The organism is Halobellus inordinatus (assembly GCF_024464655.1).
Classification (GTDB): Archaea; Halobacteriota; Halobacteria; order Halobacteriales; family Haloferacaceae; genus Haloquadratum; species Haloquadratum inordinatus.
Map to the genome: position 1 here is coordinate 1 of NZ_JANHAV010000012.1, position 19,069 is coordinate 19,069.

16 protein-coding genes are annotated in these 19,069 nt (G+C 57.9%); 8 read left to right on the forward strand and 8 right to left on the reverse strand.

The genetic code is table 11. The features are described from left to right. Positions 1 to 412: 412 nt before the first annotated feature. Positions 413 to 1,201, forward strand: coding sequence for a potassium channel family protein (locus NO347_RS16050; protein WP_425492403.1), 789 nt, complete (start codon positions 413 to 415; stop codon positions 1,199 to 1,201). 46 nt (positions 1,202 to 1,247) lie between these two features. Here the strand turns inward: NO347_RS16050 and NO347_RS16055 are convergent, their stop codons facing one another. Genes NO347_RS16055 through NO347_RS16080 form a run of 6 tightly spaced genes read right to left on the reverse strand, consistent with a single transcriptional unit; the run spans position 1,248 to position 6,963 of the window. Beyond that, a complete protein-coding gene (locus tag NO347_RS16055; RefSeq protein ID WP_256290690.1) occupies positions 1,248 to 1,448 on the reverse strand; it encodes a hypothetical protein in 201 nt (66 codons plus the stop codon). Beyond that, complete coding sequence (locus NO347_RS16060) at positions 1,445 to 2,995, reverse strand: TrkH family potassium uptake protein (RefSeq protein WP_256290691.1); 1,551 nt, start codon at positions 2,993 to 2,995, stop codon at positions 1,445 to 1,447. The genes NO347_RS16055 and NO347_RS16060 overlap by 4 nt, the downstream gene beginning before the upstream one ends. A 60-nt stretch (positions 2,996 to 3,055) precedes the next feature. Next, positions 3,056 to 3,742, reverse strand: coding sequence for a potassium channel family protein (locus NO347_RS16065; RefSeq protein ID WP_256290692.1), 687 nt, complete (start codon positions 3,740 to 3,742; stop codon positions 3,056 to 3,058). Between the two features lie 5 nt (positions 3,743 to 3,747). Beyond that, a complete protein-coding gene (locus tag NO347_RS16070; RefSeq protein ID WP_256290694.1) occupies positions 3,748 to 6,024 on the reverse strand; it encodes an amino acid permease in 2,277 nt (758 codons plus the stop codon). Positions 6,025 to 6,084: 60 nt separating this feature from the next. Beyond that, a complete protein-coding gene (locus tag NO347_RS16075; protein WP_256290696.1) occupies positions 6,085 to 6,504 on the reverse strand; it encodes a universal stress protein in 420 nt (139 codons plus the stop codon). Positions 6,505 to 6,507: 3 nt separating this feature from the next. Then, positions 6,508 to 6,963, reverse strand: coding sequence for a zinc ribbon domain-containing protein (locus NO347_RS16080; protein WP_256290697.1), 456 nt, complete (start codon positions 6,961 to 6,963; stop codon positions 6,508 to 6,510). Positions 6,964 to 7,387: 424 nt separating this feature from the next. Here NO347_RS16080 and NO347_RS16085 point away from each other — a divergent pair, with 424 nt between their 5' ends. The 5 genes from NO347_RS16085 to NO347_RS16105 all read left to right on the forward strand — a co-directional run bounded on the left by NO347_RS16085 (position 7,388) and on the right by NO347_RS16105 (position 14,774). Beyond that, on the forward strand, positions 7,388 to 8,131 hold the full coding sequence (locus NO347_RS16085) for an Lrp/AsnC family transcriptional regulator (protein ID WP_256290698.1): 744 nt from the start codon (positions 7,388 to 7,390) through the stop codon (positions 8,129 to 8,131). A gap of 1,725 nt (positions 8,132 to 9,856) precedes the next feature. After that, positions 9,857 to 11,395 carry a COG1361 S-layer family protein gene (locus tag NO347_RS16090; protein WP_256290699.1) on the forward strand — a complete coding sequence of 513 codons (1,539 nt, stop codon included), beginning with the start codon at positions 9,857 to 9,859 and terminating at the stop codon, positions 11,393 to 11,395. A gap of 3 nt (positions 11,396 to 11,398) precedes the next feature. Next, positions 11,399 to 13,948 (forward strand): efflux RND transporter permease subunit, encoded by a 2,550-nt coding sequence (locus NO347_RS16095; protein ID WP_256290700.1) that lies wholly within the window; start codon positions 11,399 to 11,401, stop codon positions 13,946 to 13,948. Then, the gene (locus NO347_RS16100) at positions 13,945 to 14,490 is read left to right on the forward strand and encodes a TrmB family transcriptional regulator (protein WP_256290702.1); all 546 of its coding nucleotides are present in this window, start codon (positions 13,945 to 13,947) and stop codon (positions 14,488 to 14,490) included. Before NO347_RS16095 ends, NO347_RS16100 begins: the two co-directional genes overlap by 4 nt. Continuing rightward, positions 14,487 to 14,774 carry a hypothetical protein gene (locus tag NO347_RS16105; protein WP_256290703.1) on the forward strand — a complete coding sequence of 96 codons (288 nt, stop codon included), beginning with the start codon at positions 14,487 to 14,489 and terminating at the stop codon, positions 14,772 to 14,774. Before NO347_RS16100 ends, NO347_RS16105 begins: the two co-directional genes overlap by 4 nt. Before the next feature lie 4 nt (positions 14,775 to 14,778). Here the strand turns inward: NO347_RS16105 and NO347_RS16110 are convergent, their stop codons facing one another. Further along, a complete protein-coding gene (locus tag NO347_RS16110) occupies positions 14,779 to 15,438 on the reverse strand; it encodes a helix-turn-helix domain-containing protein (RefSeq protein WP_121570167.1) in 660 nt (219 codons plus the stop codon). 487 nt (positions 15,439 to 15,925) lie between these two features. Here NO347_RS16110 and NO347_RS16115 point away from each other — a divergent pair, with 487 nt between their 5' ends. Further along, positions 15,926 to 17,575, forward strand: coding sequence for an NADH-quinone oxidoreductase subunit D (locus NO347_RS16115; protein WP_256290705.1), 1,650 nt, complete (start codon positions 15,926 to 15,928; stop codon positions 17,573 to 17,575). Then, positions 17,575 to 17,883, forward strand: coding sequence for a DUF7562 family protein (locus NO347_RS16120; protein WP_256290706.1), 309 nt, complete (start codon positions 17,575 to 17,577; stop codon positions 17,881 to 17,883). Before NO347_RS16115 ends, NO347_RS16120 begins: the two co-directional genes overlap by 1 nt. A 92-nt stretch (positions 17,884 to 17,975) precedes the next feature. Here NO347_RS16120 and NO347_RS16125 read toward each other — a convergent pair whose 3' ends face one another. Further along, entirely contained in the window at positions 17,976 to 19,007 is a 1,032-nt protein-coding gene (locus NO347_RS16125) for a sodium:calcium antiporter (protein WP_256290708.1), read from the reverse strand. Between the last annotated feature and the right edge of the window lie 62 nt (positions 19,008 to 19,069).

Below are 19,069 nucleotides of genomic sequence, written 5' to 3' on the forward strand. Positions count from 1 at the left end.
CGACGCGTCGGGCCGTCCCCGCAAACCGGCCACCTGACGACCGGTTCCACCGGTAGTCACCGACCGAGCACGCCTCCACGTGAGTGGCAACGCTGTCGCGTCGGCGGCTGACCGCCGCCGACAGCGAACGCTTCCTCTTTTCCCAGCGTTACTTGCTCGCTACCAACGGCTCATCAGGACAGACTGGTGAGCTCAGATCGGGTTAGCTGACGACGCCTTGTGAGGTACTGAGACTGAGTTCGTCACTACTTCTTGTCTGTTGGGGACTGACTTTTCACAGATTCCGTAGCAGTTTCCAGTACGTCCAGCTACAACAAAAACGTTCGATTGGTCATCCAGACTGGCCTCAATACAGTGGTTTTCTTCGCCAGAGTGTCCGCTCAACCTCCGCCTGTTCGCTCCTTGGTTCCGACTGGAGTCGGAACACTCGTCACTCACGGGAAAGCAGGGGTATGCGCTCGTATCTCTATCACTATCTCAATTTCGTGCAGTCGTAGTCGAAGGTGACTTTGCTCGAACCGCATACACACTTGACGTACGATCTATGCGAGTCATCATAGTTGGCGCGGGACGCGTCGGTCGTAGCCTCGCCGAACAACTGGTGGGCCGGGGCGAAAGTGTCGTTATTATCGATACCGACCAGCGAACCGTTGAAACAGCGCGGAGTGCTGGGTTCACTACCCATCACGGTGATGGAACTGATACGAGTGTCCTTCAGAGTGCTGGAATTGAGAATGCTAAAACTGTCGCCGCAACGACGGCCAACGACGATGTGAACTTGCTCATCGCGCAGCTCACAAACTCTAAATTCGATGTCGAGACTGTCATTGCTCGCGTGAATACGCCAGATAATGTCGAAGCGTTCGAGGAGCTTGGCGTCCGCGCAATCTCGGCGAGCGATGCGATCGCTCAGGAGATGGATAACGCGATTGAGCGACCTGCACTATCGGAATGGATGACTGATCTCGGCCGGGATAAAGACGTTCAGGAGATCGAAGTTACGGCGGAGTGGTTGATTGGGAAATCAATCCGTGAACTTGATGAGTTCCTTCCGGATGGTGTCCTGGTCGCGCTCGTCAGCTGTGATGGTGATGCACAGATTCCCAAACCAGATCTGACGCTGCAGCACGGTACCCGCTTAACATTCGTTGGTCAACGGGATACTGTTCGCAGCGCGATTGCACAGTGCCACCCTCAGTGAGCGTTCGCTGAGGATGGAAACACAACGAGGAGTCTCCCTTTTCGCTTTACTGGACCCCTCGATAGAGGATGTACACGACGAACACCCCGAGATATGCAATCGCAAGCGTCTCAGTGACGAGAGACCGATTCAGAACGATAATCAAACCAATAATGAGGGGACCAAGCAACAGCAGCGAATCGAAGATGCGGTCATCGGCACCAGCTTCGAACACAGAGGAAAGAACCGGAAGACTGTCCAGTTTCATTGGTAGAGTCCTCCACGCTTGAAGATTGTTCGGAGCATCACGAGTACGGGAATGATCTCGAGCCGCCCGATCCACATATGGAAGAGAAACACGATCTTTCCAATCGTCGGGAGTGACTCAGGCCCCGTAATTCCCGACGAGAGACCCACGTTCCCCTGTGCGCTAGCTACCTCGAACACGACGTTGGCGAGTGAATACTCTCCTGACGGGAGCGTGAGAAGTAGTATGAAGGTACCGACGACCAGGAAGGTAATCCAAAGGACGACGATGATTGCTGCCTCCATAAATTCGCGGCTCGCTTCATCCTCATTCAGTCGCCGGCCGTTAATTTGCAGTCGGCGCACGGCAGTCTCGGGGTAGAAGACATCCGCAATCTGATACCGAATTCCCTTCGCGAGCGTCAGTCCACGAATGAGTTTGATGCCGCCGGCAGTTGATCCAGCAGCACCACCAACAAACATCCCGAATGTGACCGTCAATTGAGCGTACGAGGGCCACCGGCCAAGTGCAACATTGGTCGAATCGACAGCCGTCTGGAATCCGGTACAGGTGGCAGCCGAGACGAACTGGAACAGGCCATAGCGCAAAGCAGCGAAGGGTGTCCCATAGGGACCAGCGTAGTAGAGGAAGCCCCACAACAACGCCGACCCAATACTCATATAACCAAATACCCACCGCGTCTGAAGATCCGAATAGAAGTTTCGGAGATCCCCTCGGAGGATGAGATAATGTACCGGAAACGCGATGCTGCCCAGCAGCATAACCGGAATCAACACGAAGTCGATCAGGGCGCTATCGTAGGTCGCAATCGAGTTGTCTGTAATTGAGAACCCACCGGTTGCGAGGCCGGTCATCCCGTGATTGATCGCTCCCCAGATCGGCATCCCCGCGAGCCACAGCGCGAGGATAGAAACGAACGTGAACAGAATGAAGATCCACCAGATCGTCCTAACCGTCGAGACAATGCTTGGGTGAATCTTCTCCGAGCGAGCCTCGCTTTCATAAAGCGTCAGTGACCCGCTCCCAGGGCGTGAGAGAATCGCTGTCGTCAAAACGATCACTCCGACCCCACCGACCCATTCGGTGAACGTCCGCCACCACTGGAGTGTGCGTGGGAGCACTTCCTCATTGTCGGTCATCGTGAGTCCTGTACCCGTGAAGCCACTCATACTCTCGAAGACGGCGTTGAGCGGCTCGGTAAACGCTGCCAGAGTCGCTGTCTGAGCGGGTGTTGTAAATCCTGATACGCCGAGTTGGACGCTCCAGGCAATCAACAGGAATGGCAACGAGCCGAAGAGGCCAACGGAAAACCATCCTAACGCGGCGACAATCATCCCGTGGAACCGGCTCGGTGCTTCAGCGTCCTTGAATCGTCGATAGAGCAGCCAGCCAATTCCTAACGGAATGATAGCGGAGACCAGCAATGCCGGGAGCGCATAGTACTCTCCCCAGAGGAGAGGTACAGCGAGCGAGACTAGCATCAGCCCGCCAAGCGCTTCCAAGATGCGACCGATATCTCGGCCGACAGTTGCAATGGCTCCGTTCATTCGTTCTCCGTATTTGCGATCAGAGTTTCCGAGATGTTCTCGGAATTCGACATTGTCAGCCTACTGGGAGTGATCTTCATAGTGTCCAAAGATGTCCGTAATCTCTGGATCAGCACCGACACCAGAGTACACTGTCAGCAGGTCGCCTTTCTTGATGGTTGTATTCCCGCGAGGAGTGATCGGTTGATCATCGCCTTCACGTTCGATCGCAACAACGAGCATCTCGGCAGTAATCAGTCCCTCCTGTGTAGCTTCTTGGAGCGTCTTCCCTGCGATAGGTGCCTCTTCGGTGACCTCGATTTCGAACACCTCTGCATTTTCACCAATACGCATATAATCGACAATTGCCGGCCGCGCTACAGCCCGGTAGAGATACTCAGCAATGAGCTGTTGAGGGTTTTCCATTGTGTTGACACCAATCTGTTTGAACAACCCCATATGCTCCGGGTTGTGGACGACCGAGAGGATCGCAGGAATTTCGAACTCTTTTGCGAGCAGGCAGGTCATCACGTTCGTTGCATCTTGATCAGTCGTCGAGATGAGTGCGTCAGCCCGCTCAGCACCAGCATCCTCTAGCGTTTCTTTTGTTGTGGCGTCAGCATTCAATACCAAGCAATCAAACTGATCTGCAGCCTGATTCGCGCGCTTTTCATCGCGCTCGATAGCGACGACTTCGTTTCCAAACTGCGTCGCAATATCAATAAGCGGTGTGCCAATATCTCCGGCGCCGATGACGATGATGTACATAGTGGTTAGACCTCCAATCTCCGCATCAGTGCTTCACGAATTGACATCGGAGATTCCTCCTCTCCGCGTGCCATCACGACCGTTTGCGATAGTTCTGCGCCGATTTTCTCCGGGAGCGATCCAAATACAGCCTGCGAAACCGTCCCCGAACGTGTCGCACCGACGCAGACCGTGTCGTATTCCTGAGCGACCTCGATAATAGCCTGTTCGGTATCTTCGGCAACTTCCACTTTGGTATCGTACGACATATATTCAATTCCGGCGCGTTCAGCTAACTCGGCAATCACTGCTTCACCACGCTCAGTTGGCGAGAGGTCTTCATCACTGTCGTTCTCGGGAGATTGCACATTAAGCAGCGTCAGCGAGGCATCATCAGCTGCAGAGACGAATTCGGCAGCACGCCGGGCTGCGACCGGCGCGTGTGGGCCCTCGCCAGCGAGCGCAATAATATCCCCTTCTCCGCGCCCACCTTCGGATCCGAGCTTTACCAGCGTCGCATCACACGGGGCACGTCCAATGACAGGATCGATTGTCGATCCGAGGACGTGCTCACGCCGACTTCGCGTCCCTTGCCAGCCAAGAAGGACGTGATCGGCGTTTTCTTCTTCAATCACATCCAGAATGACGGACCCAGCACTTCGCCCCGCAATTGCCCGGGTTCGGAGCCCGATATCGAGTTCAGATGCGATATCGCGGGCAGAATCAAGCAATGCCTGCTGTCGCTCAACCCGTTCCTCCTCGAATGTTAGATCCTGAGAGAGCGACGTCTGGGGTGGAACCTCAATGACGTTCACGGCGATTACCTCGGCGCGTTCGTCTTCGTGAGCGTGTGCGCTCGCTGCTGCCATTTTGAGGAGATCGCGTTCGGTCTCCGGATTCGCGACCGGGACGACGACGCGATAGCGACCTTCGCCGCCTTCCATTGCTTCTGGTTCAGGAGCAATTGCTTCACCGACCAAGCTCGCACTGAGTGCCCGATTGCGTGCATATCCGAAATACCAGAGCACACCGAAGACGACGATAACAGTACCGATAGCCTGGACAATAAAGTTCATTTGTACCAGAATCACAAGACAGGACACGAATCCCAGAATTGGCACAATAGGATACAGACCTATCGGGATCTTGAACGACGGATCGTACGCATCTGGGTTTGCCCGGCGCAACACGACGACAGCAACGTGGACGAGGGCGTACGTCACGAGGTACATAAAACTCGCCACCTCGGCGAGTGTTCCGACCCCAACGCCGACCGCGATCAGGACGAGCGTGATAATTCCCGTAACCGTAATCGCCCGGTACGGCGTCCGGAACCGTTCGTGAACCTCGTTGAGCCAGTTGACGAGGATCCGATCACGACCCATCGCGAAGTTGACTCGAGCAGCTGAAAGAATGCTGGCATTCGCACTCGAAACCGTCGCAAGCACAGCTCCGACGATCATTACCAGCGCTCCGATTGCCCCCATAAATTCGGTCGCAACGTCGGCAACCGGAATCTGGGATGTCGCAAGAGCTTCAATCGAAAGCGTTCCCGTCGAAACGAACATCACGCCCACGTACATCAGCGTCGGCGTTACCACGGCTGCGATCATCGCGAGCGGAAGGTTTCGGCTCGGGTTTTTGATCTCCTCGGCACTCGTCGCAATGACCTCGAAGCCGATGAACGAAACATAGACTGTTCCGATCGTCGCTGCAACTGCGGGCCACCCATTAGGGTTGAATTCACCGAGCGTCGGCCCACTGATGATACCCAGAGCGAGGAAGGCGAGAATAAGTCCAACAAGCGATAGGACGATGACGTTCTGGAGCGCACCGGTTTCTTTGACGCCATAGTAGTTGACGCCAGTCAGCAACGCTGCCATTACGAGTGCTGCGACAGTAATGCCGATCTGCCCCCAGCCAGCAAGGAACCCAATGTACTGGCCGAGTCCCGGCAGAAGGTATTGGCCGAAGCCAATCATATAGAATGCTGAAGCGAACGTCAGCCCAGCCCACATCCCCCAGCCGACGATACTTCCGAAGAATGGGCCGAGCGCTCGATTGACGTAGTAGTAACTGCCGCCTGCTTTCGGCATTCCGGTCGCCAATTCCGAGAGGGAGAGAGCCGCTAACAACGACACCAACCCTCCACCGAAGAAGGAGACCATACTAGCGGGACCGGCCTGCTCGGCAGCGATGCTTGGAAGAACGAAAATCCCTGCACCAATCATTGTCCCGAGACCGATCGTGTAGGCCTCGAGGAAGCCGAGATCACGGGCGAGTTCTTGCTCGGTCTCACTCATACGATACCACCAGTGTTACGCGCGTCGCTACGTGTATGCATATTCAAATTAGCTCTCCGATCATTTGTTTTCGGTCTCTTCTGGGAGTGCAATAACGGGCAGATCTGCCTCCGTAATCAGTTTGAGCGCCGTGTCACCGGACAAGAACTGGACGAGACGGTTTCCACCACGAGGACGAAACGCGATAGCGCTGGCATCCACATCCGCTGCGACGTCGAGGATCGCAGCAACGACATCTCGACGGTATGCAGTTTCGGTGTCAATCTCCGGGATGGTTCCACGAAACGCACCATATGCCTCCGAAGCCCGTTGTTCAGCCTGTTCGAGAGGGAGCTTGTCGGGAACTCCTTCTCCTTTCTCGATTACGTGGACGACGGTTACGTGGCCATAGTCATAGTCATCGAGTATCTGGGCCGTTTCACGTGCATCCTCTTCGTCTACAACCGGGACGAGAAGACGCTTTGTCAGTGACTTTGTCATCGCTTACTCCTCCGTCTCAGACTGGGTGATGTGCTTATTGCCACAATGAGGGCAGACAGATGCATTTTTATCGAGGTGGGCCCCGCAGGAATCACAGCGAATTTGTTCCGAATTATGGACATCTCCGAGGTACGCCCAGTGCAGTGATTCTGTTCCATCTGGCTGCGGTTCTCGGTGGACGTGGTATAGTGAGACAATATCCGTGTTAACTCCAGGACCATCCGGATTCGGCGGATGCTTACGCACGAGTGCGTACACTCCATAGTTCTCAATTTGGAGGACCTCTCCAGCCGCGGTCGCCTCAATTTCCTCTTCGATGGGGACACGAAGCGCGTCAATACGGCGTTCAACGTACGAGAGAACGGCTTTCAGCTCAGGGGGTTCTAACGAGTCGATCCGTTGGATTAGCGCCTCAGGTAAGGTATCCGGTACCTCTGGTTCATCGTGCGGATCACTCATACTTACATCACCATTGTTCAAAAGCAACCTGGTACTTGTCTAGTGCACGACGCAAACCATATGAGTACTGCCATAAGTACGGTATGGACGTACTTTCGGTGAAGGATGCAAGTTGGCGGATGGTTCTGTGGCTCGGACTAGCCCGTGTACCGATCCCAATTGACGTTGCAGCAAGCGTGAACTGTGAGACCATATTGGTTGCCATACTACGATAAGATAAATATTCTCCGTTTTTACAAACGATTCAGTAGGTGAAGTGGAGAAATGTTTCTATTCGTTCTTCTAGTGTGTTACGGATTCTATCGCGGGTATAGCGGACTTCTGGCTATCAAATTCTTGCTAGAATCGGAAACTGTACCAGAAATTAATCAGACACCAAACAGTAACTTAAAAGACGATACGGACCTAATCCTAGCGTATAAGTATGTCTCTTCAGATCGATACCGTCGACGAACGAATTCTGTATTATCTGTCGCAGGAGGCCCGCCACACATCTGCACCTGATATCGCGGAGAAAGTCGATGTTTCAGCGCCGACTGTGCGGAATCGAATTCGTCGTCTCGAAGAAGCGGGCGTAATCCAAGGATATCATACCGATATTAATTATCAGAAGGTTGGAGGACGGCTCACGAACCATTACGTCTGCAGTACGGGATCTCGTGACCGGGAGGAGATGGCCCAACGAGTCCTCGATATACCAGGCGTGATAAATATCCGCGAGATTATGTCTGGCAAAGGCGATCTCCGGATTACAGTTGTTGGGACAGATACCGACGATCTCACGCGAATTGCACAGGAAATTACATCACTTGGTATCGAGATTGACGACGAGGATCTAATCCACCGAGAGTATTTTCGCCCCTATTCCCCCTTCGGCCCTCGTGATGAAGAGTTGGCATCACCAGTCACTGGTGTCGCAGGGCTTGCTGGCGATGCAGATGTCATTGAAGTTATTGTCAGAAAAGAAGCGCCAATTGCGGAAAAGACGCTCCAAGAAGCGAACGAAGAGGGACTCATTCCTTCAGATGTGTTGGTCGTCAGAATCAATCGTGATGAAGGAACTATTACGCCAACAGGACAGACCGTGATCAAAGAGAACGATTTTGTTACAATCCACTCCCGGTCCGGGGTTACTGAAGAGACGTTGACTACGTTCACTGGCCAGTGATCCGTTACAGTGGTAGCGAGGCGAAAGCCCATCCCTTCACAGTAGATGCCGAAGTTCGGAAGGGAGTCACTCGGTGACCTCCTCCACGGCCTTCAGGCCGTGGCATCCGGCCACTGGATGACCGGCCTGCCGAAGCAGGACGTTACGGTTCCAACCCGCACTCAGAGGGAACCGGCAGCATACCGGCGAAACTCTCGTTTTCTCTCTCGCTGTAGGGCTGTGGCCCGGTCACGCAGGTCGTTCGAAAATCGGAGATTTTCGTGATCACGAGAGACGGAGTCTCTCGGACGACCCCATCGGAATCGACGTCATTGCCGTGTGACGAACAGACCGCGTTCGTCACCGCCCCTTGTCTGTTGGGGGCCAGCGTCTCACCGATTCCGTAGCAGTTTCCGGTATGGTGGGCCACGGCAAAACTTTCGGTCGGTCACCCAGTCCGACCACAGTCCGGTGGTTTTTCCCACAGAGTGTCCGCTTGATCCCCGCCTGTTCGCTCCTTGGTTCCGACTCGGCGTCGGAACACTCTCGCCTCGCGGAAAGGGCGGGGGTTTCGCCTCGAATAGCAGATAAGTGAGGTAACGCTTGGAGAAACAAATAATTCAACTCTTGCGGTATTTTACCTGTCTTAAGAGAAAGGTAATATGGAACCTTCGTCATCTCGTACTGCCCGAACTGCGGGTGCTCTAGAGAGAGGCCTCAAAAGATCCGTCTTCATCGGTATCCGAGGGATGCTTGTGGCCGGGACAGTGGCGGTTGGCTACCTATTCATCGGCAGTGTACTCACTGTTATAAATAGCCCGCTGGCACCAGATTCCTTTTTATCTATCGAGAGTGATCCATATTATATCTCTCAGCAGCTATCGTCTCGATGTTCATCGTCCAAGCGTTTCAGACGGACCCTTGTGGGGTCGAAGCCTCTCGCGGACGCTCCCGCAGTACGCGGAGAACGAAGTTTCAGACGGACCCTTGTAGGGTCGAAGCCTGCTCGGCTGAACCGCAGTTCGGCGCGATCGAGGGTTTCAGACGGACCCTTGTAGGGTCGAAGGCGAACCACGACGCGATGATGGAGTGGGTCAAGCAGGTTTCAGACCCTTGTGGGGTCGAAGTGAGTACGACGCCGACGACGGAACTGTTAGAATGGCGACCACAGTACCGGGCACGCAATGATCGTGGCTCGCTCCCGTCGATGTTCCGCACCGAGCCTGGCAAACGGTTCAGCTACGTGCCCGAGCATCGTTGTGATCTGCCCGTGTTCGGCGGCATCTATCGGATTTTTCGTGAACTCAACGGGCTGTCCAAGAGTGCTCTAGCTGCCGGAAGAGACACGTCCCGACGACGAGGATCCCGGCGATAGCCATCAGCACCCCCAGGGCGGGACGATCAGAAAGAGAAGTCCAGCGAGTCCGATATCAATCAGACCAATGAGTGCCGGATAAGTGACTGATGCATCATCCTAGTTGATAATAGTTGTAGGATCACCAAAAGGCATACAAATCTCAAACAAGCGTTGTATCTATCGAGCGCGCTGGGTGGACTCCGAACAGAACTGGGTGGCGGACACAACGGGTTGCTGACTCCGTTCCACTGATGGAGACCACAGAGCGAATACTGTCTGTAGAGAATTATAATATCTTATATACCATCATTCAGACGTGTAAATGATAGCCACGTCACACGGGAGTGGAAACCCTCCATCCAACCACAACACGGCGTGGCATCGCAGCTATGAAAAGGAAGCTTTGCACCGCCCTGATAGTCGCATCGCTTCTCGCGAGCGCAGTTCCTGCGGTCGCGTTGACGTCGAACCCAAATATACAGACGGTCACGCCGGACCCGTCTCTCCAGCCCGGCGGCGTGAACGAACTCGCCTTCCAGTTGGTGAACGACGGCGAGGGTGCCGAAGACGGCACGCGCGCGGCACATAACGTTCACATCCGACCGCGAGATGCTGGTCCGATCGAAGTCGAGACCGAACAATTGTACGTCGAACAGTTGCCGGACGGGACGCCCGCCGAACTCTCGTTGAAGCTGAACGTGCCCTCGAACGTCAACAGCGGTACCTACCGGATTCCGCTCCGCCTCTCTTATGAGTATGATAACGGCGCGGGCAATGACGTCGAGCGGGAGACCACGATTTACCTTCCAGTTCGTGTCGAGTCCGGTCCCCGGTTCGACGTCGTCGACACCGCTTCTACGGCCACCGTGAGCGGGCAGGGAACGCTCGAGGTGACGGTCAAGAACGTCGGCGACGACGCTGCCTACGACTCAGAGCTGACACTCTCGTCGTCGGCACCCGACGTCTCAGTCGGCTCCAACAAGTCGAGCACGCAGTTCGTCGACGTCTGGGAGCGCAACGAGAACCGTACGTTCGAGTTCGACATCGGACTTCGGGACAGTGCTTCTGCGGGGAGCTATGCGCTCTCGTCGCAGATCGACTTCGAGAAGTCCGACGGTACCACCGGATCGACCCCCTCGCTGACTGTGCCGCTTCGCGCGCACTCCGAGATGACCTTTGAGATATCGAACCTCAACAGTTCTCTTCGTGTCAGCGAGGAGGGGGCCGTCACGGGGACGATCACTAACACGGGCCCGATGCCCGCCGACAACGCGGTCGTGACGTTACAGGATCCCGGTCCGACGATCACGCCGGTCGAGGACTCCGTCGCTGTCGGCTCGCTCGACCCGGGCGAGTCAGCGGCGTTCTCGTTCGAGGTCGAAGTCGCGAGTAGTGCCTCCGCAGTGCCGCAGCAGTTCGATTTCGGCGTCAGCTACCGCGATCAGGACGACACCGCGCGGCAGGCCGAGGCAGTCCCCAAGCGAGTGATGATCAGCGAGCAGTCGCCCGAGTTCGACGTCGAACCGGTCAACGGGACGTTCGGCGCGGGCTCCGGCGGCGAGTTCGAGGTGACGGTGACGAACACCCGCGACTATGCGGTCTCGGACGTCTCCGCGAAGATCTATATGAACTCGCCGCTGTCGTCGTCCGACGACGAGGCGTTCATCGGTCGCCTCGAACCCGGTGAGTCCGAGACGATGGTCTTCCAGCTCAGCGCCGACGGCGACGCGACAGCGAAGACGTACCCGGTGAAGATGGACTTCCAGTACGACGACGAGGACGGCGATACGATCATCTCCGATACGTATCAGGTCCCCGTCGAGGTGATGAGTAGCTCCGGCGGTGGACCGCCGATCGTTCCGATCGCCGGTGTCGTGATCGTGCTCGTCGTCGCCGGCGGGGGCCTCTACTACCGCCGACGGGGGTGACCAATGATAGTCGACTTCCAGCGCTTCATCGACTGGGCGGATTACAACATCGTCAACCGCCCAAAAAAGGTAATGCTGGTGTTCCTCGTCGTGACGCTGGTCTTCAGCGCTGGGCTGGGAAGCATCTCGACGGAGTCGGGGACACAACAGTTCGCCGAGGACATTCCCGCCGCGAATGCGCTCGATCGCATCGAAAATGAGTTCATCCCCGTGTTCGGGCCCGAACCGGGAAGCACCCAGCTCGTCCAGCGGAGCACGAACGTCCTCTCGAAGCAGTCGTTGCTTGCGATGCTGCGATCCCAGGCGGCACTCGAAGAGCGTGACGATATGCACGTCTCAGAGACGTCCTCCGCCGCGGCCACGATTGCACAGACCATCGACCCGTCGGCGACGACGCTTGACGAGCAGATCTCGGTGCTCGAGCACGCGACGCCGACCGAAATTCGGCGGGCCATCCGTGACAATGCAGACAACCCGGAATTCACTGGCACGCTGAGCAACGATTTCAATCGAAAGGCGGCGTCGGCCTCGGCGACAATCGGCGTCGTCACGCACGATCTGCCACAGGACGTGGGTGGCGGCACTGGCCAGTCCGGCGAAAGCCCGATGACGTCGATCCAGAATCAGGCCCAGCGGATCATCGACGCCGAACTGTCGGCAGACGTTACAGCCTTCGGCAGCGGGACGATCGCCGACGAGTTCAGCACGGTCATCTCCGACTCACTGTTGATCGTCACGCCGGCGGCCGTGATTCTCATCGTCGGATTCCTGATTGTCGCCTACCGCGACCTGCTGGATCTCTTCCTCGGGGTAATTTCGCTCCTGATGGCGGTGATCTGGACCTTTGGATTCCTCGGTCTGGCGGGGATCCCGTTCAACAATATTATGATCTCGGTCCCGCCGCTGCTTCTGGCGGTCGGGATCGACTTCGGAATTCACGCGATCAACCGCTACCGGGAGGACCGCGCAACCGGATTAGACGTCGAAGAAGCGATGACGGTCGCGACCGATCAGTTGCTGGTTGCGTTCTTCATCGTCACCGGCACGACAGTTATCGGCTTCCTCTCGAATCTGGTCTCTGCACTTCCGCCAATCCGTGACTTCGGTCTCGTCGCGGGCGGCGGCATCATCTTCACCTTCCTGATCTTCGGTATCTTCCTGCCGGCAGCGAAAGTGTGGCTCGATCGGAACCGCGACAGTTGGCCAGTGCCAACCTTCAGCCAGAAGCCCCTCGGCGAGGAAGGCTCGAGTCTGGGACAGGTGCTCTCTGTCGGCGTCCTGTTCGCGCGGAAGGCTCCGGTCATCGTCCTCGTCGCCGGCTTGATATTCAGCGCAGGCGCGGCAGGCTACGCAACCGGCGTCGACACCTCCTTCTCCCAGGAAGACTTCCTGCCGCCGGAAGAGGTCTCTCCGTTCCTGAAGTCACTCCCCGAACCGTTCGCGCCCAGCGAGTACAGCGTCGTTGCGACGCTGAATTTCCTTGAGGACGAGTTTACGCGGTCACAGGGGGGGTCGGTAACGATATATGTGGAAGGGCGATTGGAGAACGACGCCGCCCTCGAGCGCATCTACCGCGCAGGAAAGAACCCACCGGAGGAGTTCGTCAGCGCAACTGACCGCCGCCCGGAGTCGACGAGCATCGTGACGATCATCCAAGACTACGCGGACCAGAATCCCGAGTTCGCCGCGCTGGTCGAGCGGAACGACCGCAACGACAACGGCGTGCCCGACGATAACCTCGCGACGATCTACCGCGAACTCGAACAGTCGCCGGTCGGCGATCGGGCTTCGCAGTATCTCGCCGGCGACCACCGGAGCGCCCGCATCGTCTACTCAACGACCGCTGACGCCTCCGATAGGGAGGCCACCGCGGCCGCCCGAGAGGTCGCAAAGCGGTTCCGATATGACGCGACCGCGACAGGCAACACCATCGTGTTCCAGCAGGTCTCGGACCTGATATTCGAGTCCGCGATCACTAGCCTCTCGATTGCGCTCGGTGCGACTGTCGTCTTCCTCGTCTTCGTCTACTGGATCCTGGAGGGGTTGCCGTCGCTTGGGGTCGCGAATCTCGTTCCGATCGTCGTCGCGGTCGCAGCCGTTGCCGGGACGATGCGAGTGCTCGGGATCTCGTTCAACTCGTTCACCGCGACGATCCTCTCGCTGACGATCGGTCTGGGGATCGACTACTCGGTGCACGTCGTCCATCGCTTCATCGACGAGCGCCGCGAACGGCCGTTGTTCGAGGCGCTCGAGCGCACCGTCGTCGGAACCGGTGGGGCACTTCTCGGCAGTATGGCGACGACGTCGTTCGGTATCGGCGTCCTTGTCCTCGCGGTGCTCGCAGTGCTCGGTCAGTTCGGCGTGCTGACGGCGATTTCGATCATCTACTCGTTCCTCGCCTCGCTGCTCATCTTACCGTCGGCGCTCGCGGTCTGGGACTACATCGTCAACGACGATCCCAACACGGCGCTTGGGCCCCGAACCGACGACAGAACTGCGACCACCGCAGATGAACCGCTCGACGGGACCGAGGGCGCGGGAGGAACAGTATGAGCACGGCGGTCGACACTGACATCTCCGAGCACGAGGCGGTCGAGTCGCTCGAACGACTTGGGTTATCGAACTACGCGGCGCAGGTATTCGTCGCGCTTCAGTCCCTCAACGTCGGCACGGCGAAACAGATCCACGAGGAGACGGATGTGCCGCGCTCACAGGAGTATGGCGCAGCCGAAGAACTGGCCGACTTCGGCCTGGTCGAAATACAGAAGTCGACGCCGAAGCGCTACCGACCGGTGAGCCTAGACACCGCACGGGGGCAGTTCGCCGAGCGGCTGAAACGCGAAGCCGACCGTGCCTTCTCGTTCCTGAAAGCCCAGCGCGAGACACAGGTCGACGGCGAAATGCGCGGCGACGTGTGGATCACCCACGGCCGCGATCCGGTCCACCACCGCGTCGGCAACTTGCCCGTCAGGCGACGGAGACGGTACTCTTCGCTGCTCCATCGCCTGCACTGGTCCCGACGGAGCCCCCGGCGACCCTCGAGTCGCAGGCCGTCACCGCTCCGGTCCGCGTCATCTGCGAGAGTGCGGCCGTGAGAGAGCAATTCTCCGAGATCGACGAGGTCAGTGTCGCGAAGGCGATCGAGCGTCCCGTCGATCATTCCGGCCGAGTCCTCATCGTCGACGACCGCGTCGTGTTGCTCTCGGCGAGGCCACTCGATTCAGAAGGTGAAGAGACCGCGATCTGGTCGGCCGACACCGCGATGGCGAAGATCCTCTCTCGGGCCATCGAGAGTAGCATCGACCCGTTCATCGAGGGAGCGTTCAGTGAGGAGCAGCGAAGCGCCAGGGGCGACGCTCACAGCCCCGCTCGGGAATGAGACACTAACGCGAGACAAGTTCGCCGAACACACGCTCTTCGACTTTCCGGAGGTGTTCACCGACCGTTCCGGGAGAGATCTCGACGGCCTCACCGACGTCTGCAAGTGACGCCTGCCGGGGTGCAGAGTAATATCCCAGCTCTACGGCTGCCTCAAGCACTTCTTCTTGCCGGGAGGTGAGCACCCTACTGAGCGAGGACCCGTCCGCCTCATACGTTCCCATACTGAGGATTTCGAACGTGATTGAGTCCATTTCAGCAGCGTAGTCGGACAGAGTTCTGAATGTCTTCTCGGTTCCGAGGTACGTGATCTTCAGGTAGTCTTCGGGCGTGAAGCGTATCGGCGTGTCCATCAGCACGAACGACTCGCGTTGGAGTTCCAGTGCCCGACGAATCTCGTCGGTCGGTTCAAATTGGCTCACCGCCATCCAGCGGTTGTCGCCGGCGGTAAGATAATTAATCACGTATGGGGACGCCGCCATAATTTCCTCGTAACGCTCTTGACTGCCGCTTGCCTCGGCCAGCAGCAACACGGTGTCATCAGCGAGAAGATCGACGCGATGAATGGCCTGCCGCTTGATGGACGGTTCAGCTGTCAGTTCGTCTCCAAGCGGATGGAAGGCACCGCCATCATCCGGTTTGACTAACACCGTGAGATAGCGCATATGCTGCGTTCGAGAACGGATACCTAAATCTTCACTCACACCGCCCCGTGAATCGCCTCGGGGTCAAGCACCGAGGAACTCGCCTTGCTTATAAACACCAAGGAGAATGCCCGCGCCTTGTGTGGTCACTGTAACTGCTGAATACGAGCAAGTACAGTACTTGCTGGATATGCACGCTTTCGAGACGATTGAAACGGGGTTACGGCACTGCTTCACTCGCCGTCCGTTGGCTCGGCTATTGGATATTTACAACTAGCGCAGACCACTCTAGCCGGAGGAGGATGTCAACTGTAGAGTGCGGACGCTGGATCACAGTACCTCGACCACGACCCACCGGCAGGGCCGCCGGATAACCGCGCGGGTTGAGCACCGACGGCCGCTCTAGAGATCGGCGTTTGCGGGCGGAGCCTCCGTGGCGTACTTATATGGCCACACAGATGAGGCAGAGTGCCTACCGTCCTACACCGAAAACTGACGTCCGTGAACGATGCAGCAACAACAGCGCGTGACCGCCGACTCGGTCGGAGACACAGCGGTCACTGTTCTCCCCGACGACGCCGTCGTCAGCCGTGAATCGCACGGGAACATATCTGCGATCGTGATCCGGGCCGACCGCGTCCAGGCGGTCCTTTCGACACTTCGCTCTGCGGCGGGGTTCGACCACTGTTCGTGCGTGACCGCTCAAGAGTACGAAGACCGCTTCGAGACGATTTATCACCTCACGAGCTACGACGACAGGACCCGCGAGCTGGCAGTCGTGGTCCCTGCTCCGAAAGATAATCCGGTCAGCGAGTCGGCCGCGCCGGTCTACCGCACAGCAGAGTGGCACGAGCGGGAGGCCTACGACCTCGTCGGAATCGAGTATGCAGATCACCCAGACCTGCGACGGATTCTCCTGCCGGAGACGTGGCAGGGCCACCCATTGTCGATGGAGTACGATCAGACCCAATCACAGATCGTGACGCTGCGGGAGCACGTTAACCCGTTGCAGGAGGATCATCGCGAGGACGGAGCGGCGGAAACGATGCATATCAACATCGGGCCACATCATCCCTCCACTCACGGGGTGTTGCATTTAGAGGCGAGGCTCGACGGAGAGACAGTCGCCGAGGTCGAGCCAGATATCGGGTATATCCACCGGTGCGAAGAACAAATGTGCCAACAGGGCACCTACCGTCACCAGATTATGCCCTACCCCGACCGCTGGGATTGGGGAGGTGCGGGCTTGCTCAACGAATGGGCCTACGCTCGCGTCATCGAAGACTTAGCCGACATCGACGTCCCGGAGTACGCACAGGTCATCCGAACGATGAGCGCCGAATTGTCGCGGATCCTCTCGCATCTGCTCTTCACCGCTATGTATGCGTTGGATGTCAGCGGTGAATTCAACGCTACATTTATGTATGGCTTCCGGGATCGAGACGTCGTCCAAGACCTCCTAGAGGACCTGACAGGCCAGCGGATGATGTTCAATTACTTCCGGGTCGGCGGTGTCGCCTGGGATCTCCCCAAGCCCCGCGCGAAGTTCTTTGAGGACGTACGCGCCTTCACCAACGGACTCCCGCGGAAGCTTGCGGAGTATCACGACCTCCTGACCAGCAATGAGGTCTTCCAGATCCGCTGTGTCGACACCGGTGAGTTGCCACCGGAGGTGGCAAAGCAGTACGGGGTGACTGGGCCAGTCGCTCGCGGCTCCGGTATTGAGTACGACCTTCGGCGAGACGATCCATACGGGTACTACGACCAGCTTGAGTGGAACGTCGTCACCGAGGACGGCTGCGACAACTTCTCTCGGGTACTCGTCCGACTGCAAGAGATCGAGGAATCCGCCGCAATCGTTGAACAGTGTCTCGACCTTCTCGAGGGCTGGCCGAAAGCCGATCGGATCTGTCAGGCCAACGTGCCGCGGACGCTAAAACCATCTGGCGAGTGTTACCGGGCCGTCGAAGGCGCCAAGGGCGAACTGGGAATCTATATCCGCGCCGACGGCACGGAAACCCCTGCACGGTTCAAGATCCGCGGCCCGTCGTTCTCGAACCTGTCAGCACTGCCAGCAATGGCGGAGGGCGAGTACGTCGCCGACCTCGTCGCGACGCTCGGCAGCCTCGATACCATTATGGGGGAGGTGGACCGGTAATGCTAACTGCTCCGACGGTAGGGAAAGACGGCACCGACCAACAGGTGACCTGCATCGCGTGCGGCGAGACAGTCGCGCGTGACGACGCGCGGGAGTACGATAAACACGGAGACCGCTGGAGCCGTAAGGGGAAGGACTTCGAGTACCTCTGTAAGCCCTGCCACCGCGAGTGCTGTCACCAGAACCGCGACGGACTGGAGGAGACGCTCGTGGCGGCCGGCGCCGGCCAAACGGACCAGAAGACGTTCCTCCGACAGTTCTGCGAGCAGATGTCCGACGGCGCGGACCCGAACTGGAAGAAGTCATAAGGAAAACCACTCGCCCGAAAGAACGAATGCGGATGGGGCATCTCCGGAGTCCAGCGTCAAGGGCTATAGCACGAGGTGTTTGGGAAGCAGCCTCAGCGGAGAGCGCCGGTCACGCCAAGCACCTCCGCAATGATCCAGGCGACGAACAACAGATAACTGACGATCAGCGCGTACGCTTCGAGTTTTGTCAGCGAGAGGTCAGTTCGAAGGGCCGCAAAGAGCAGCACGGTCGCGAGGGTGAGCACACCCATCATCGGGACGGCCGTCGCAAAATCGATGACGACGCTGCCTGCGATGAGCACTCCGAGCGGGATCGCGACGAGCAGATCGAACGTGTTCGAACCTAATACGTTCGCGAGGCTCGTGACGCTCTTCCCCCTGCGGGCGGCGCGAACACTCACGAGGAGGTCCGGCAGGCTGGTCGCCGCAGCGACGATCGTCACCCCGGCGAGCAGTTCCGGAATCCCGAACGTGGTCGATAACGACTCGACGCTACCGACCACCTGTTCGACGGCGACGAGGATGACGGCGAGACCGGCGACCAGCGTGAGCCACTGTCGTTCGATCTGAATGTCATCCGTGAGATGTTCGGCATCGTGGTCGTTGACGTCTTGCCACTGGATGAACAGGTACAGGCCGTACAGGAGCAGCGGGAGAATAGCGAGCGGTCTCGTGATCCGTCCGAGGAGCGGCGGGCCATCGGGAACGGGAGCGTAGATAACAGCGAATGCGAACGTGACCACGAGCACCGACACGGCGATCATATAGAACTGCGCTTCCTTGTAGACGAGCGTCCGGTTCGTTTCGAGCGGTTCGTCCGACACGAGCGCCGAAAAGGCGGGGATCGCAAGGATGTTGAAGATCGCAGAGCCGACGATCGCGCCGACACCGATGTCGAAAACGCCCGAAAGGGCAGCGAAGACGACGCTCGAAAGTTCGGGGAAGCTCGATCCGACAGCGACGACGATCGACCCCTGAACGACCGCCGGAAGCCCGTAGTACATCGAGAGCCGCTCAGCCGACCCCTCGAGCCAGCCGCTACCCATCCAGATGAGCCCAGTCGCGACGAAGACGACGAAGACATCCACGACCGGCGTGTGAGGGAGGAGACCGAACAGTGCCATAGCGTCCGAACGAATTCCCGAGAGAGCGACGTGAACGTATCGGTCCGCGGTGGGAGCCCCTC

Coding starts and splice junctions, on each gene's coding strand:
- NO347_RS16100 (WP_256290702.1), top strand. CDS start 13,945: ATGAGCACGGCGGTCGACACTGACATCTCCGAGCACGAGGCGGTCGAG.
- NO347_RS16095 (WP_256290700.1), top strand. CDS start 11,399: ATGATAGTCGACTTCCAGCGCTTCATCGACTGGGCGGATTACAACATC.
- NO347_RS16075 (WP_256290696.1), bottom strand. CDS start 6,504: ATGACAAAGTCACTGACAAAGCGTCTTCTCGTCCCGGTTGTAGACGAA.
- NO347_RS16125 (WP_256290708.1), bottom strand. CDS start 19,007: ATGGCACTGTTCGGTCTCCTCCCTCACACGCCGGTCGTGGATGTCTTC.
- NO347_RS16090 (WP_256290699.1), top strand. CDS start 9,857: ATGAAAAGGAAGCTTTGCACCGCCCTGATAGTCGCATCGCTTCTCGCG.
- NO347_RS16115 (WP_256290705.1), top strand. CDS start 15,926: ATGCAGCAACAACAGCGCGTGACCGCCGACTCGGTCGGAGACACAGCG.
- NO347_RS16085 (WP_256290698.1), top strand. CDS start 7,388: ATGTCTCTTCAGATCGATACCGTCGACGAACGAATTCTGTATTATCTG.
- NO347_RS16120 (WP_256290706.1), top strand. CDS start 17,575: ATGCTAACTGCTCCGACGGTAGGGAAAGACGGCACCGACCAACAGGTG.
- NO347_RS16070 (WP_256290694.1), bottom strand. CDS start 6,024: ATGAGTGAGACCGAGCAAGAACTCGCCCGTGATCTCGGCTTCCTCGAG.
- NO347_RS16080 (WP_256290697.1), bottom strand. CDS start 6,963: ATGAGTGATCCGCACGATGAACCAGAGGTACCGGATACCTTACCTGAG.
- NO347_RS16060 (WP_256290691.1), bottom strand. CDS start 2,995: ATGAACGGAGCCATTGCAACTGTCGGCCGAGATATCGGTCGCATCTTG.
- NO347_RS16055 (WP_256290690.1), bottom strand. CDS start 1,448: ATGAAACTGGACAGTCTTCCGGTTCTTTCCTCTGTGTTCGAAGCTGGT.
- NO347_RS16110 (WP_121570167.1), bottom strand. CDS start 15,438: ATGCGCTATCTCACGGTGTTAGTCAAACCGGATGATGGCGGTGCCTTC.
- NO347_RS16065 (WP_256290692.1), bottom strand. CDS start 3,742: ATGTACATCATCGTCATCGGCGCCGGAGATATTGGCACACCGCTTATT.